The following is a 15,478-nucleotide window of genomic DNA, read 5'->3' on the forward strand; positions in this document are numbered from 1 at the left end:
GGATTGGCCGATCAATAGCGCATGGTTTCGCTTCGTTCGCCGCGAATCACTTCGACTTCGGTGCCGCCCTGCTGCGGTGTGCCGACGCGGGCGGGAGGGTTTGCAGGCGCCGCGGGACGGATTCCGGTGTTCGTCCGGCGGTTGACATCGGCTGCGCCACCAGAAACGAAATCCACCGCGGTCAAGCCGGCCTGCGCCTTGTCCAGTCCCTCCAGGGGAGCTCGACGCGACCCGCCAGGCTTGGCCGATGTCGGTTGCAGGGCGGTGGGCAAATCTGCGAAGAGCTGGGGATCGGGCTCGGCCGAATCGGTCGGGTTGCGCAGGGCCAGCAGCAGCCGGCCGCTGGACTCGCCGAGCGTCAGGCGGTTGATTTCATCGACGGTGACCGCCAGGACGGCGGTTCGCGGCGCCTCCGTGCGTTGTGCCTGCTGTTGCGTTGTTCCTGCCTTGCCATCGGCCCCCTTGGGCGGCAAGCCGTCGACTGACGCGTTGCCGAACGCCAGCACGCGTTTGCGTGCGAGCAGCAGTCGGGCCTGGCTTCGATCGATGTCCTTGCCATCCGACTTGAGCATCACGAAGACATCCACGAAATCGCCGGGCTGGACCTTGTTGCCGACGCCCATGATTTCGTCCGCCTTGATGGCGACCGCGCGTTCGCCTTCCGCGACACGCAAGGCGAGGCCCGAGACCAACTGACCCTCGAGCAAAGGCGACCCTTCGCCGAGATCCAGCACAGGGACGCGGCCGGTGGCGTCGGCGGTTGCCTGGAATGCACCGGCGGGATTGATGGGGAGCTGTTCTACGCGCAACGCATCGGCGGGAATCGCCTGGCCTGCCGGCAGGGGCTTCGATGCGACCACCACGGGATAGGTCGGCACTTGCTGTGCCTTGGCCGGTGCTGCTGACGCAGCAACGGCCGCTTGCGCTGGCGCGGGTGCCTGGCGGCTGAGCATCCATGCATAGCCGCCCAATGCGATTGCAAGCAGTACGAGGATGGCAGCGACTATCTTGGTGAGATGGATCATGGGCGGCTTGTGGAAGAGGGAAGGTGGGCAATCCTGAAATCGGCAACAAGGAGTTCGCGCAACGATTCAAATGTTCATCTCACGCTGTTCGATTACCGCTGTCGCCCCCAGATCAGCCATACCGCGGTGGCCAAGGCCAGATAGGCCGCATAAGGAACAAAACGGGCCCGCCGTCCGGTAGCCGGAGAGCTGTCGGCAGGGGCGCGTTGATATGCCAGCAGCAACGCGAGCCGCGGAAGCAGCGGCCAGCGTTGCAGGACCAGCCAAAGGATGCCGTGGGCCGCGGCGAGCAGACTTCCGCCGATCCAGACGGGAACGAGTGCGGCCGGCCCGACCCACAGGCCGAGGACGCCTGCGAACTTCACGTCGCCGGCTCCCATGACACCAGCGGCGTAGAAGAGCAGCAAAACCCCGAACCCTGCGGCGAAACCGAGCAACGCCTCGGACCAGCCGATGCCCACAGGTTGGAAACCGAGGGCAAGCTGGGCGAGCGCTGCGACGGCGCCCGCGAGCACCAGCCAATTGGGAACGATGCGCCTGCGGAAATCATGGACGGCGACCAAGGCCAGCCAGATCAGCAGGACGGAATCCGGTCGCAAATCAGTCCTTGGTAGGAAGCTTGGTCCCGATGTACGAAAACATATCGATCAGCGCTTTTCCGATACCGCTGGTTTCGGAAAAGATGCCGATCAAGATAACTGCCATCAGCCCCGCAATAATTCCATATTCAATTGCGGTCGCACCTTCTTCATCGCGCAAAAAACGAGTAATAGAGCTGAGCATGATTTCCCCTTTCGGAAGTGTTAACAAACGCTGGCGAGACGAATGTTATCCCGGGTAACTCTGTGTATCAACATCGGTTACCCCGAGGTTGTACCCAGAGGCCGTGGTACGAGAGGAGACCAAACGGAGGCTTGCAAGCCTCTTGCCAGTCCGAGCCAGGGCCTGCCTGGTCAGCTGGCTGACAGTTCTGAAACGAAATCTTCCCTCTGTAGGTGCTGTCCCACCTCCCATGAAAATGGGAGGGCACGTTACGTCACACGGAACGTCCAGCAGGGGTGTGTTACGGGCACAAACGCGTTACGTGTTACGTAGCGCAAGGCCACAAACAGGCAGTTGTAACAGCGAAGAAAGCCAAAAACCGTGAGCAAAAAGTCACGGATTCACGGGGTGCCCGCGTCGCCAGCAGGGCCTCCATGGATCGCCAGCAGGGCCTCGGTGAATGTCACCACGGCCTAATGGAATGTCTGCCCGGTCTCGGGGGATGTACCGCGGCCTCGGGGATGTCAGCCTGGCCTTCGCGGCTCGCCAGCCGGGCCTCGGTACAGCGTCAGCCGGGCGTCAGCCCAGGATTTCTTCGTGGAAGAGCTTCCACTCGCTGCCTTGGCGCAGCCAGTACTGGCGCCGTGAGCGCCCGCTCTTGTCGCCCTCGAAGACTTCGCCAAAGGTGACCACCATGGTGTCGTCGCCGTCGCGCCAGTGGAGGTACGACACGTCCTTGAGCTGCACGCGCTTGCCCTGCGCGTATTTCACTTCGTCGTCGACGGCGGAAATGCCTTCGGTTGTCTTCTTGCTGCTGCGCTGGAAGTCGGGCAAATAGAATTTCTTCAATTGCGCTTCATTTCCGGCAGCCCGGGCTTCTTTCCAGCCATTGATTGCGCTGCTAATTGATTGGGCTTCTTTTTCGGCCTGCGGCTGCGAAATCCATTGCAGGCTGCGCGCGGTCACCACGGGGGTGGCGCCAATTTGCACCTTGCGCAAAAGCTGCTTGAGGTCGGGGTTGGCCATGACCACGCAGCCGTCGCTCGCCAGCGGCGCCCGGGCGAACTGCTGGGGCGGGGTGCCGTGCAGCCAGATGCCGCCACCGGTGCGCCCGCGTCGCGCGTCGTACGGGTTGGGGTAGTTGATGGGCAGGGCGCCGGCGCCGTAGAAGTCCTTCAGCGACTTCGGGTCGAGGCTGCTGGTGATGTAGTACACGCCCAGCGGGGTGCGCGCGTCGCCCTCGGCGAGCTTGTCGGTGCCCGACTTGCCCACCGAGATGTAGTAGTCGGCCGTGAGCTTCAGGCCCTTGTCGGTGTTCTCGAACAGGTACAGCCGCGAGCGCGAGGCGTCGACCGCGATGGCGTAACGGCTGCGCGTGGAGAGCGCCAGGAACTGCGACGGCACGGTGTTCGGCGGCGGCCGCTCGCGCAGCGCCTGCAGACGGCGCTTCGATTCCTCGTGCAGGTCGCTCATGGCGGGGTTGCCGCGCATCCTGGCGATGCTGGCCGTGTCGGGCAGCGCGTTCGTCGGCGGCACCTGCGCGGCGAGCAGGTCGCCGTAGACAAGCTGCGCAAGCTGGAAGTTCGGGTAGTCGCGCACGAGGTCGCGGGCCTTGGCCAGCGCGGGGCGGGCCTGGCCGCGGCCGAACATCTCGTAGACGGCGATCAGCCGGGCTTCGGCGCCGCCGGCTTCCTGGATGGCGGCCGGTGCGCCGCGGCGCGCCGGCTTTGCGGCGGCGGACCGGGTGTCGGCGGCTGCGCCTTTCCTGCTTTTGGCCTGCTGGGCCTGAGCCTGGGCCTTTGCCGAAGCGCCCTTGGCTTCCTTGGCGGAACGGCTGCCGCTGTTCGCGGGCCTCGCCTTGGCGGCGGCGCTGGCGCCGGCCTTTGCGTTGCCCGCCGCCTTGGCGGTGCCCGATGCCAGCGCCGCGCCGGGCGTCGCCAGCATCAGCGCCGACGCGGTCATCAGCGCCGCGAGCAGGTGTCCGCTGCGCGGACGGAACGGAGGATTCTGAAGCCGGCCATGCCGGACGATGTCTGCCACTAGCCGCCGACGCTTTCCTTGCGAATGTGCCACTGGTTGCCCGAACGCTGCATGTCCAGCGTCTTGCGGCTCGAGATGTTGAGGTTGTCGGCGCGATAGATCTGGCGGAACTTGGCAGTGGCCGATTGCCCGTCGACCTTGATGACGAGGTTCTCGATGTTCACGCTGATGCTGCTCTTGCCGACGATGCGCGCGCGACGGTCTTCTTCCCAGGCCTTGCGGCTCTGGCCGCCGGCCGGCGCGAAGTCGGGCCCGTAGGCGCCGAGGTAGCGGTCCATGTCCTGCCCGGCCCAGGCCGCGGCCCAGGCGCGCACGGCCGATTCGACTTCCGCGTTGCCTGCGGAGCTGGCTGCCGGTGCCGGTGCGGGCGCTGGCGCCGGCGTGGCCTCCGGTGCCTTGGGTGCGGCGGCGACCGGTGCGGGTGCAGGTGCGGGTGCGACCTTGGCCGGCGGCGGTGCAACGGGGGCGGGCGCAGGTGCCGGCGCAGCCTTGGCCACCGGGGCGGGCGCGGGAGCAGGTGCAGGTGCAGGTGCCGCCGAGGCGACCAGCGCCGTCGCCTTGCCGCCCGGCGGGGTCGGCGTGAAGAGCGTGCGGATCACCGCCAGCTTGGGCTGAACGGCCGTGTTGTTCTGGTCGAGCTGCAGCGCCTTGCTGTAGGCCTGGCTGGCCAGCCGTGCATACACGTCGCCGAGGTTCTCCTGGGCGGTGGCATAGCTGGGGTTGGTGCGAATCGCGCTTTCGAGCGCGGCGCGCGCCTTGTCGAACTGGTTCTGGCTCGCGTAGATCACCGCCAGGTTGTTGTACGGCTCGGGCAGTTCGGGGGCGTCCTGCGTGAGCTGCGTGAAGGCGGCGATGGCCTCGGCGCGCTTGCCGGTGTCGAGCTGGATCACGGCCTTCAGGAAGCGCATCTGCGGGTCGCGCGGCTTGTCCTTGAGGAAGGCGTCGGCCCGCGTCATGGCCTCGTCGAGCTTGCCGGCCTGCATGAGCTTGTCGACGTCCTCATGCTCGACGGCCGCCAAGGCGGAAACCGACATGCCACAGGCCGCTGCGGCCAGCACGAGGGCACGCACGGTGGGGGAAAAGCTGAAACGGGCGCGCGGCCTGGGGCTCTTGGGCATTGCGGACAAGACCTCGTAAGGGGGTGGGTGATGCGGCAGGCATTGTAAGTGGGGTGGTTAACCTCTCGATACGGCGATGACAGCCTTTAATGCGGTTCGTGCGGTTCGTGCGGTTCGTGCGGTTCCTGCGGCTCGTGGCGTTTCATAGTGTCCGCGATGCCCCCAGTGCCGCCTGGCCCTTCCCCGCAGTACAGTGCCGCCGTGGATCGCCTCCAAAGCATTGAAACCTTCGTTCGTGTCGCGCAGACCCAGAGCTTCGCGGAGGCGGCACGCCAGCTGCGCGTGGCCAACTCGGTCGTCACCACCCGGGTCAAGCAGCTCGAGGAGTTCCTGGGCGCACCGCTGTTCCACCGCAGCACGCGCGTGGTGCGCCTCAGCGACATGGGCCAGGCCTTCCTGCGCGACTGCACCGAGCTGGTAGGCCGCGCCAACGACATCGTCGACCAGATGCGCGACGCGCGCGGCACGCCGTCGGGCACGCTGCGCGTGCATGCGCTCACGGGCATGGTGCTGGGGCGTTTCGCCTCTCTGCTGCGCGAGTTCCAGACGACCTACCCCGACATCCACCTCGAGCTGATCGTGAGCGACGCGGTGGCCGACCCGGTGAAAGCCGGCGTCGACTGCGCGTTGCAGATCTTCCCGGCGACCTCGCAGGAGCTGGTGTCGCGCCCGCTGTTCCCGGTGCGGCGCGTGCTCTGCGCCACGCCGGCCTACCTGGAGGCCCACGGCACGCCGGGCTCGCCGCGCGAGCTGCACCGCCACAAGCTGGGCCTGTACTCGGGCTACCCCACGCGCGACCGCTGGACCTTTCATCACCAGGGCGAGCAGATCACCATCTACCTGGCCGCGGCGCTGCTGACCAACAGCGTGCACCTGCTGCGCGAATACGCGCTGGAGCACGCGGGCATCGTGTGCCTGCCGACGCTGGTGGCGGGCGACGCCATTGCGCGCGGCGAACTGCGCGTGGTGCTGCCGGAACACCAGCTGTCGTCGTTCTCGCTGAGCGCCGTGTACGCGGGCACCTCGCGCAATGCGCTGAAGCTGCGCCTGTTCATCGAGCACATCGCCACGCGCTTCACGCGCGTGCCGCCGTGGGACGCCACGCTGATCGAGCGCGGCCTGATCCCGGCGGAGCTCATCGAGTTCAGCCGCTCCAGCGGGTGACAGGTACGCCCCCAGGCTTCGCGCACTTCGTGTCGCTTCTCCTTCCCCCTCGCCGGGGGCGACACCTGCGGACCGGCGGAGCCGGTTCCGCGGTGTCCCTGGACTGGGCGGCCGGGCTGCAGGGGAGCGGGGGTAAACCCGGCCGATTGTTCGGAGACTCCGAATAATCCTCTTCCAAACTGGTCCCTACCGGCGGGGACGCAGGGCTCCTAGAGTTCGCTCATTCGAGAGAACACAAGGAGACAAGCCATGACAGCCGCCGCTTCCACTGCGTACCAGACCCGCTTCGGTTCGCTCAAGCACTTCGAGAAGGGCCACGTCGAGCCGATCGACGACGACGTGCGCCACTACGCGTTTTCCAACTGCTTCGAGATCGCCAGCCTCAGCAAGCCCTACGAGAAGGTCGTGTTCGGCCAGAACCAGATCTACGTGCTGGAAACGCTCCGTGCCGAGGGCACCTCGCCCTGGTACACCTGCGCGCACGACGAGTTCGCGCTGGTGATGGACGGCGACGTCGAAGTGCACCTGGTACAGCTCGACGCGGCCCAGACCGTGGCCGACAAGGAAAAGAACGGCGCCGTGCTCGTGAACGGCGAACCCAAGGGCCGGAAGATGGGCTGGATGAAGCTCTCGCGCGGCCACCAGGGCCTGCTGCCGAAGAACACCGCCTACCAGTTCCGCAACGCCGGCGAGCCGGGCGTGATCGTGCTGCAGAGCTGCAAAGGCGAACTCTCGGTGGAGAAGTGGGCCGACATCTGCCAGACGCATTGACCGCATCGAACAGGAGCCCCGCACCATGAACGCACCCGCAGAACTCGCCCGCGTGATCGCATCGCAACCCGACGCCACGCTCGGCTACAAGGACTTTTCGCTCGGCAGCTTCAGCTTCCGGCGCGACGAATACTTCGTGCACATCGGCTGGAAAACCCGCGACGGCCGCCCCATGAGCCACACCATGGACGCCGGCAGCTACCTGCGCGCACTCATGCGCGACGTGGCGTGGGGCTTCTTCTATGGCTGGGTCAACTTCGACGACGTGTTCGGCACCGTCAACCACTACGAGTCGGTCGACCTCTACGCCGGCAGCTTCAACGGCACCATGAAGGACGCGGGCATCGACCTGCTCGAGAACTTTCCGACCGCGCAGATCCGCGCCACCTTCGAGGCCATGCTCGACGACTGGACCAACGAGAGCTTCGACCCCTTCTCCGCGCCGCAGGAAACCGGCTCGCCCTACGGCCGCAAGAGCGGCAACAACACCGCCAAGATCACGAGGGCGCGCGAACTCGCCAAGCGCTGCGTGGGCCTGAAGGGCGACCTCGACCTGCGCAGCGACGCACGCGGCGCACCGGTGAACCGCGCCTTTGCCGACGTGCCCCAAGGCCAGCCCGAGCTGCACCCCGAGCCCGGCTTCGAGAACGAGGTGCACGGCTTCAACCTCTTCGGCTTCCTGAGCCGCTCGCAGGTGACGTGGAACCCGAGCTTCACCTCGGTGGTGAAGCACAGCTACATGTGCCCGACGACCGAGGAGCACATCCTGCCGATCATTCACGGCAACGACCGCGTCGAGTGGTTCTTCCAGATGACCGACGAGATCCACTGGGACTGCGGCGACAAGAACACCGGCCGCCCGATGGCCCGCGTGATCATGAAGGCGGGCGACATGGCCGCCATGCCCGCCTACTGCCGCCACCAGGGCTTCAGCCCCAAGCGCTCGATGCTGCTGGTGTGGGAGAACGGGTCGCCGAGCCTGGTGCATGAGATCCAGAAGGGCGAGTCGCCCGAGATCCCCGTGCAGTTCTGAATTGCCTTTCTCCCTCCCCCTCTGGGGGAGGGCAGGGGTGGGGGCTCGCCAGGCCCGCGCCCTCTTTGAAGAAGCCCCCACCCCAGCCCTCCCCCAGCGGGGGAGGGAGAGGAACGCCCATGCCTGCTCCATCCATCCGCCACCAGCTCTTCATCGACGGCCGCTTCGTCGACGCCGAATCCGGCGAGACCCTGGCCACGCTGAACCCGCACGACAACACGCCCATCGCCGATGTTGCGTTGGCCGGCAAGGCCGACGTCGACAAGGCCGTGGCCGCGGCGAAGCGTGCCTTCCCGAAATGGAGCCGCATGGCCGCCGCCGACCGCGGCCGCATCCTGCTGAAGCTCGCCGACCTCATCGAAGCCAACGCCGAAGAGCTCGCCCGCCTCGAATCGCTCGACACCGGCCACCCCATCCGCGATTCGCGCCGGCTCGATGTGCCGCGCACGGCCGCGTGCTTTCGCTACTTCGGCGGCATGGCCGACAAGTTCCAGGGCGAGACCATTCCGGTGGAAGAGGGCTTTCTCAACTACACGCTGCGCGAGCCGGTCGGCATCGTCGGCCAGATCGTGCCGTGGAACTTCCCGCTGATGTTCACCAGCTGGAAGATGGCGCCCGCCCTCGCCGCCGGCAACTGCATCGTGATGAAGCCGGCCGAGATCACGCCGCTCAGTTCGCTGCGCATCGCCGAGCTGATGGCCGAGGCGGGCCTGCCGCCCGGCGTGGTCAACATGCTGCCGGGCCTGGGCAGCGTGGCGGGCCAGTACATCGCGGAGCATCCGGAGATCGCCAAGATCGCCTTCACCGGCAGCACCGCCACGGGCCGGCGCATCGTGCAGGCCAGCGCGGGCAACCTGAAGAAGGTGCAGCTCGAACTCGGCGGCAAGGGCCCCAACATCGTGTTCGAAGACGCGAACCTGCAGGCCGCGGTGAACGGCAGCGCGTGGGCCATCTTCCACAACCAGGGGCAGGCGTGCATTGCGGGTTCGCGGCTCATGCTGCACGAGAAGATCGCCGATGCGTTCCTTGAGCGGTTCATTCCGCTCGCCAGATCGATTCGCCTGGGCAACCCGCTCGACGACAACACCGAGATGGGCCCGCTCACCAGCGCGCAACACCGCGAGCGCGTGCTCAGCTACGTCGAGGTGGCGCAAGGCGAGGGCGGCGAACTGCTCGCGGGCGGCAAGTCGCCCGGGGGCGATCTGGCCCAGGGCTGCTACCTCGAGCCGACCGTGATGCGCGCCAGGTCGTACAAGGACCGCGTGGCGCAGGAAGAAGTCTTCGGCCCCTTCGTCACCGTGCTTACCTTCAAGACCGACGAAGAGGCGATGCAGATCGCCAACGGCACCGACTACGGCCTGGGCAGCGGCCTGTGGACCAACAACCTGCAGCGCGCCCACAAGGTGGCGCGCGACCTGCACGCCGGCATGGTGTGGATCAACAGCTACAAGCGCGTGAACCCAGGCTCGCCCTTCGGCGGCGTCGGCCAGAGCGGCTACGGCCGCGAGATGGGGTTCGACGCGATGCGCGAATACACGCAGGTGAAAAGCGTGTGGGTGAACGTCGACGCGCAGATACCGCCGCACTTCGCGCGCTGACGAGTAAGTCCCGGCCCTGCGGCACAACCCACAAACCAACAAGAGACGGAGACAACCATGACATTCAATCGCAGACAGTTCACGCAGGCCACGGCCGCAATCGTGGCCTCGGGCGCGGCACCGCTGGTGTTCGCAGCCGACACGCTCAAGATCGGCTACGTGTCGCCGCAGACCGGCCCGCTCGCGCCCTTCGGCGAGGCCGACAAATGGGTCATCGAACAGATGAAGACCGCGTTCAAGGACGGCATCAGCGTCGGCGGCAAGAAGTACGCGGTGCAGATCGTGCTGAAGGACAGCCAGTCGAACCCCAACCGCGCGGGCGAGGTGGCCAACGACCTCATCTTGAAGGACAAGGTCGCGCTGGTGCTGACGGCAGGCACGCCCGAAACCGCCAACCCCGTGAGCGACGCCTGCGAGCTCAACGAGGTGCCCTGCATCTCCAGCGTGGTGCCCTGGCAGCCGTGGTTCTTCGGCCGCAAGGGCGACGCGGCCAAGGGCTTCAACTGGACGTACCACATGTTCTGGGGCCTGGAAGACGTCATCGCCAACTACACCAACGGGTGGAAGACGCTCGCCACCAACAAGAAGGTGGGCGGGCTGTTCCCGAACGACGGCGACGGCAACGCGTGGGGCGACAAGGAGCTGGGCTTTCCCAAGCCGCTCGCGGCCATGGGCTTCACGCTCAGCGACCCGGGCCGCTTCCAGAACGGCACGCAGGACTTCAGCGCGCAGATCGCGGCGTTCAAGGGCGCGGGCGTGGAAATCGTCACCGGCGTGGTGATTCCGCCCGACGCCAAGACCTTCCTCACGCAGGCACGGCAGCAGGGTTTCAAGCCGAAGATCATCACGCTGGGCAAGGCGCTGCTGTTCCCGGGTGCCATCGAGGCGCTGGGCGACCTGGGCGACGGCCTGTCGACCGAGGTGTGGTGGAGCCCGTCGCACCCCTTCACGTCCAGCCTCACGCAGCAGAGCGCCAAGGCGCTGGCCGACGCCTACGAGGCCGGTGCGAAGAAGCAGTGGACGCAGCCGATCGGCTTTGCGCATGCGCTGTTCGAGGTGGCAGCCAATGCGCTGTCGCGGTCGAAGTCGCTCAAGTCGGGTGACGTGCGTGATGCGGTGGCAGCGACGTCGATCAACTCGGTGGTCGGCCCGGTGAAGTGGGGCGGGCAAGGACCGTTCAAGAACGTCAGCAAGACGCCGCTGGTGCTCGGCCAGTGGGGCAAGGGCAAGAAGTACAAGGTCGAGCTCACCATCGTGAACAACGAGGCGGCCACGAACATTCCCACTGGCGGCACGCTGCGGCTGCTCTGAAGAACGCCATGGCATTGCTGGCACTGCATGGCGTGAGCAAGTCCTACGGCGCGCTCAAGGTCACCGACGGCATCACGCTGTCGGTCGCCGAGGGCGAGACGCTGGGCATTCTCGGGCCCAACGGCGCGGGGAAGACCACGCTGTTCAACCTGATCTCTGGCGATGCGCGTGTCGATGCGGGGCGCGTCGAGTACGCGGGGCGCGACGTGACCCGGCTCAAGCCGCACCAGCGCTGCCACGCGGGCATCGGCCGCAGCTACCAGGTGCCGCAGCCCTTCGGCAACATGAGCGTGTTCGAGAACCTCGTGACGGCCGCCTGCTTCGGCGGGCAGCAGACCGAGCGCGAGGCGTGGTTGACGGCGCACGAGGTGCTGTCGCAGACGGGGCTGATGGCGCATGCCAACAAACCGGCCGGCGGGCTCACGCTGCTGGACCGCAAGCGCCTCGAACTGGCGCGTGCGCTGGCGACGCAGCCGCAACTGCTGCTGCTCGACGAGATCGCGGGCGGGCTCACGGAGCCGGAAGCCGCGGTGCTTGTCGACGAACTCAAGCGCATCAAGGCGCGGGGCGTGACCATGATCTGGATCGAGCATGTGGTGCATGCGCTGCTGTCGCTGGCGGACCGGTTGTTCGTCATCAACTTCGGGCAGAAGCTGGCGGAAGGGGAGCCGCGCGCGGTGATGAACGATGCGGAAGTGCGGCGGGTGTACATGGGGATGGAGGCATGAGCGCGAGCTGTCTTTGCATTGCTCCTTCCCCTTCCGGGGGAAGGCTGGGATGGGGGCACGRCGGCGCTGGSTTGGCCGCCGCGCTTCATCGACCGCCGCTTGCCCCCACCCCAACCCTCCCCCGGAAGGGGAGGGRGCAAACGCCATGAACGCGCTCCTCGCAACCCACGCCCTCAAGGCCTTCTACGGCGACGCCCAGGCCCTGTTCGGCATCGACTTCACCCTGACCCAGGGCGAGCTCGTCGCCATCATCGGCGCCAACGGCGCGGGCAAATCCACCTTCCTCAAAAGCCTGACCGGCCTGGTGCGTGCGCCCCGCGACGCGATCCATTTCAAGGGCGACCCGATCGGCGGTCTCCCACCCGGAGAGATCGTCCGACGCGGCCTCGCCATGGTCCCTGAAGGCCGTCGCCTGTTCCCCAGCCTCAGCGTCGAGGAGAACCTGCTGATGGGCGCCACCGCGAACCGCAAGGGCCCCTGGAACCTGCAGCGCCTGTACGCCCTGTTCCCCATCCTTGCCGAGAAGCGCCACCAGCCGGGCACCTCGCTGTCGGGCGGCCAGCAGCAGATGGTCGCGCTGGGCCGCGCGCTCATGAGCAACCCCGAGGTGCTGCTGTGCGACGAGCTTTCGCTCGGCCTCGCGCCCATCGTCATCCGCGAGATCTACGCGGCCATGCCCGCCATCACCGGCGAGGGCATGACGGTCGTCATCGTCGAGCAGGACGTGACCATGGCGCGCCAGGTCTCGCGGCGCATCTACTGTTTGCAGGAAGGCCGCGTGTCGCTCGAAGGCCGCTCCGCGGACCTGACGCGCGAGCAGATCTCGCAGGCCTACTTCGGCATCGAGGCCGCCCATGGCTGAAACCCTCGTGCAAGGCGTGCTGCTCGGCGGCCTCTACACCCTGTTCGCGCTGGGCCAGTCGCTGATGTTCGGCGTCATGCGCCTGACCAACACGGCGCAGGGCGACTTCATCATCCTCGGCGCGTTCGCCGTCATCGCGGGCGTGTCCCTCGGCGGCGACGTGGCGCCGTGGCTGGTCGCGCTCGCGGCGCTGCCGGTGGCCTTCGGCTTCGGCTACGCGCTGCAGCGCTACGTGCTCAACGGCACGCTGGGCAAAGACCCGCTGCCTTCGCTGGTCGTCACCTTCGGCCTGTCGATCGTCATCCAGAACCTGCTGCTCGAGCTGTTCTCGGCCGACCCGCGCGCCATCGAGACCGGCGGGCTCAACACGCAGGGCGTGGCGCTGGGCGATTCGCTCTCGCTCGGTGTGCTGCCGCTCGTCGTGCTGGCCGTCGCGGTCGTCGCGACGGGCGCGCTGCAATGGCTTTTCGCGCGCACGGCGCTGGGCCGGTCGTTTCGTGCGGTGTCCGACGACCGCGAGATCGCCGAGCTCATGGGGCTCGATGCGAAGAAGGTCTATGCCTTCGCCACGGCCATCGCCTTCGTGCTCATCGCCATCGCGGGCACCCTGCAGGGCATGCGCACGACCGTGTCGCCGTCCGACGGCCCGCTGCTGCTGCTGTTTGCCTTCGAGGCCGTGATCATCGGCGGCATGGGCTCCTTCTGGGGCACGCTGGCCGGCGCGATGATCCTCGGCGTCACGCAGCAGATCGGCTTCCGGCTCGATCCGGGCTGGGGCATCTGGGCCGGGCACATCGTGTTCCTGGTGGTGCTGGTGCTGCGCCCGCAGGGGCTCTTTCCCAAAACCCGTGGATGACCGCGCGGATGAACCGAATGACGAACATGCCCCCGCCCCTCATCGCCGTAGCACGCGCCACCGCCGCGAGCCGCGCCGCGCTCGTCGTCGGCATCGCCCTCGTGCTCGTCGCGGCCAGCCTGCCGTTCTGGGGCGAGTCGAGCTGGATGCGCGAGTTCGTCGAGATCGCCTGCTACTTCATCTTCGCGATGATGTGGAACCTGCTCGCCGGCTACGGCGGCATGGTCAGCATCGGGCAGCAGGCCTTCTTCGGCTTCGGCGGCTACGTGATGCTGATGCTCGGCAACTTCGCGGGCCTCAACCCCTTCGTGGCGATTCCGCTGGGCGCGCTGGCCGCGGGGCTCGTTGCAATACCTGTGTCCTTCGTCGCCTTCCGGCTGTCGGGCGGGTACTTCGCCATCGGCACCTGGGTCATTGCCGAGGTGTTCCGCCTGAGCTTCGCCAACGTGTCGGCGGTGGGCGGCGGCTCGGGCACCACCCTCACCGCGCTGCGCGGCATCGAGAAGGCCACGCGCGAAAGCACCACCTACTGGATGGCGCTGGCCTGCGTGGTCGCGGCCATCGCGCTGGTGTACCTGTTCCTGCGCAGCAAGCGCGGGCTGGCGCTGCTGGCCATTCGCGACAACGAGGTGGCAGCCGAATCGCAGGGCATTCCGGTCGCGCGCATGAAGCTGGCGGTGTACGTGGTCGCGGCCTTCGGCGCGGGCCTGGCGGGCGCGCTGTACTTCGTGGGCAACCTGCGCATCAGCCCCGACGCGGCCTTCAGCGTCAACTGGACGGCCTTCGCCATCTTCATGGTGGTCATCGGCGGCATCGGCCGCATCGAAGGGCCGCTGGTGGGCGCGCTCATCTTCTGGGCGCTCAACAAGTTCCTGAGCGACTACGGCACCTGGTATCTGCTGGGTCTGGGCCTGCTCGCGATCGGGGTGACGCTGTTCTTCAAGCAGGGCCTGTGGGGCTACGCGCAACAGCGCTGGGGCTGGTCGCTGTTCCCCACGCAGCGCAAGTTGCTGCTGCATCCCGGCCCGAGGTGAAAGCCCGGCTGAACGCTTCCGTCTGACTTGCGCGACGCCGCACGATCACGTAACGTCTTGTAAGTCCGGCGGTCAGCCCGCTGTCAGCAAATGCACCCGCATTCGCCGGCCTTTCACTCTCTGGAGTCACCTTGACGATCACCAAACGCCGCCTGCTCGAAGGCGGCGCGGCAGCCGTTGCCGCATCGCTGCTTGCGAAGGCCTCGTGGGCGCAGCGCGCCTCTTCTTCCTCCGCTTCTTCCGCCGGCGACGTCGCCTGGCCGACCAAGCCCGTGCGCATCCTCGTGGGCTTTCCTGCGGGCGCATCGCCCGACCTCGCGGCCCGCGCGGTGGCCGAACCGCTGTCGAAGCTGCTGCGCCAGCCGGTGGTGGTCGAGAACAAGCCCGGCGCCAGCGGCAACACCGTGGCCGACCTGGTGGCCAAGGCCACCGACGACCACACCATCGGCGCGCTGATCAACGGCAACCTCACCATTGCCAGGCTGCTCAACCCGTCGCTGCCGTTCGACCCCGAGAAAGACTTCGCCCCCGTCGGCCTCATCGGCACCGCGCCGCTGGTGCTGGTGGTGTCGGGCAGCGCCGAAGGCAAGACCGCGGCAGACCAGCTGCTGTGGGTGCGCAACCTCGGCAGCGGCGCCAGGTACGGCACGCCGGGCGTGGGCACCGTGGGCCACCTGGGCATGGAGCTCATCAAGAGCCGCGCGGCCATCACGGCGCAGCACAAGCCCTACACCGGCAACCCGCAGGTCATCGCCGGCCTGCTGGCCAACGAGATCCAGCTCGCGCTGCTGCCGCCGGGCCTGGCCCTGCCGCACATCAAGTCGGGCAAGGTCAAAGCCATCGGCGTGACATCGCCCGAGCGCAGCGCGCTGGCGCAGGAGCTGCCCACCATCCGCGATGCCGACGTGCGCGGCGCCGACCTCGAGATCTGGACCGCGCTGGCCGCGCCCGCCGGCATGAGGCCCGCGGCCGTCACCAGGCTCAACGCGGCGCTGGTCGAGGTGATCAGCTCGCCCGACGTGAGCCAGGCCCTGCTCAAGACCGGCTGGCAGGCGCAGCCCGGTTCGCCCGACACGCTGGCCAAGCGCATGCGCGCCGACACCACGCGCCTGGGCGGTGTGATCATCATGAAGGGCATTCACTCGGACAGCTGAGCCCAGGGCTGTGGCCCGTGGT

Annotated in this window: 15 protein-coding genes; 10 read left to right on the plus strand and 5 right to left on the minus strand. The window is 67.4% G+C overall.

Features of this window, described 5'->3' with window-relative positions; translation table 11 throughout:
- Positions 1-11 precede the first annotated feature (11 nt).
- From cpaB to AC1DJH_RS18825, 5 genes are all read right to left on the minus strand, one after another.
- Entirely contained in the window at positions 12-1,025 is a 1,014-nt protein-coding gene (gene cpaB / locus AC1DJH_RS18805; RefSeq protein WP_478186711.1) for a Flp pilus assembly protein CpaB, read from the minus strand.
- A 92-nt stretch (positions 1,026-1,117) separates the two neighbouring features.
- Entirely contained in the window at positions 1,118-1,624 is a 507-nt protein-coding gene (locus tag AC1DJH_RS18810) for an A24 family peptidase (protein WP_478186712.1), read from the minus strand.
- Position 1,625: 1 nt separating this feature from the next.
- Entirely contained in the window at positions 1,626-1,808 is a 183-nt protein-coding gene (locus AC1DJH_RS18815) for a Flp family type IVb pilin (protein WP_478186713.1), read from the minus strand.
- Between the two features lie 558 nt (positions 1,809-2,366).
- Positions 2,367-3,827 (minus strand): L,D-transpeptidase family protein, encoded by a 1,461-nt coding sequence (locus tag AC1DJH_RS18820; RefSeq protein ID WP_478186714.1) that lies wholly within the window; start codon positions 3,825-3,827, stop codon positions 2,367-2,369.
- Positions 3,827-4,945 (minus strand): tetratricopeptide repeat protein, encoded by a 1,119-nt coding sequence (locus tag AC1DJH_RS18825; protein ID WP_478186715.1) that lies wholly within the window; start codon positions 4,943-4,945, stop codon positions 3,827-3,829. The genes AC1DJH_RS18820 and AC1DJH_RS18825 overlap by 1 nt, the downstream gene beginning before the upstream one ends.
- Before the next feature lie 201 nt (positions 4,946-5,146).
- Between AC1DJH_RS18825 and AC1DJH_RS18830 the strand changes: the two genes are divergently transcribed.
- The 10 genes from AC1DJH_RS18830 to AC1DJH_RS18875 all read left to right on the plus strand — a co-directional run bounded on the left by AC1DJH_RS18830 (position 5,147) and on the right by AC1DJH_RS18875 (position 15,456).
- Positions 5,147-6,109 (plus strand): LysR family transcriptional regulator, encoded by a 963-nt coding sequence (locus tag AC1DJH_RS18830; protein WP_435436931.1) that lies wholly within the window; start codon positions 5,147-5,149, stop codon positions 6,107-6,109.
- Positions 6,110-6,358: 249 nt separating this feature from the next.
- Entirely contained in the window at positions 6,359-6,880 is a 522-nt protein-coding gene (locus AC1DJH_RS18835; RefSeq protein WP_478186716.1) for a cupin domain-containing protein, read from the plus strand.
- 25 nt (positions 6,881-6,905) lie between these two features.
- Positions 6,906-7,913 carry a hydroxyquinol 1,2-dioxygenase gene (locus AC1DJH_RS18840; RefSeq protein WP_478186717.1) on the plus strand — a complete coding sequence of 336 codons (1,008 nt, stop codon included), beginning with the start codon at positions 6,906-6,908 and terminating at the stop codon, positions 7,911-7,913.
- Between the two features lie 134 nt (positions 7,914-8,047).
- Positions 8,048-9,511: an aldehyde dehydrogenase family protein gene (locus AC1DJH_RS18845; protein ID WP_478186810.1), complete on the plus strand. Its 1,464-nt coding sequence runs from the start codon at positions 8,048-8,050 to the stop codon at positions 9,509-9,511.
- A 57-nt stretch (positions 9,512-9,568) separates the two neighbouring features.
- Positions 9,569-10,822: an ABC transporter substrate-binding protein gene (locus AC1DJH_RS18850; protein ID WP_478186718.1), complete on the plus strand. Its 1,254-nt coding sequence runs from the start codon at positions 9,569-9,571 to the stop codon at positions 10,820-10,822.
- 8 nt (positions 10,823-10,830) lie between these two features.
- The gene (locus AC1DJH_RS18855; protein WP_478186719.1) at positions 10,831-11,550 is read left to right on the plus strand and encodes an ABC transporter ATP-binding protein; all 720 of its coding nucleotides are present in this window, start codon (positions 10,831-10,833) and stop codon (positions 11,548-11,550) included.
- A 145-nt stretch (positions 11,551-11,695) separates the two neighbouring features.
- Positions 11,696-12,412: an ABC transporter ATP-binding protein gene (locus tag AC1DJH_RS18860; protein ID WP_478186720.1), complete on the plus strand. Its 717-nt coding sequence runs from the start codon at positions 11,696-11,698 to the stop codon at positions 12,410-12,412.
- Positions 12,405-13,268 carry a branched-chain amino acid ABC transporter permease gene (locus AC1DJH_RS18865; protein ID WP_478186721.1) on the plus strand — a complete coding sequence of 288 codons (864 nt, stop codon included), beginning with the start codon at positions 12,405-12,407 and terminating at the stop codon, positions 13,266-13,268. The genes AC1DJH_RS18860 and AC1DJH_RS18865 overlap by 8 nt, the downstream gene beginning before the upstream one ends.
- Before the next feature lie 26 nt (positions 13,269-13,294).
- Positions 13,295-14,302: a branched-chain amino acid ABC transporter permease gene (locus AC1DJH_RS18870; protein WP_435436938.1), complete on the plus strand. Its 1,008-nt coding sequence runs from the start codon at positions 13,295-13,297 to the stop codon at positions 14,300-14,302.
- Positions 14,303-14,433: 131 nt separating this feature from the next.
- Positions 14,434-15,456: a Bug family tripartite tricarboxylate transporter substrate binding protein gene (locus tag AC1DJH_RS18875; protein WP_478186722.1), complete on the plus strand. Its 1,023-nt coding sequence runs from the start codon at positions 14,434-14,436 to the stop codon at positions 15,454-15,456.
- Positions 15,457-15,478 lie beyond the last annotated feature (22 nt).

It is taken from the genome of Variovorax sp. 10N412, from assembly GCF_056394985.1.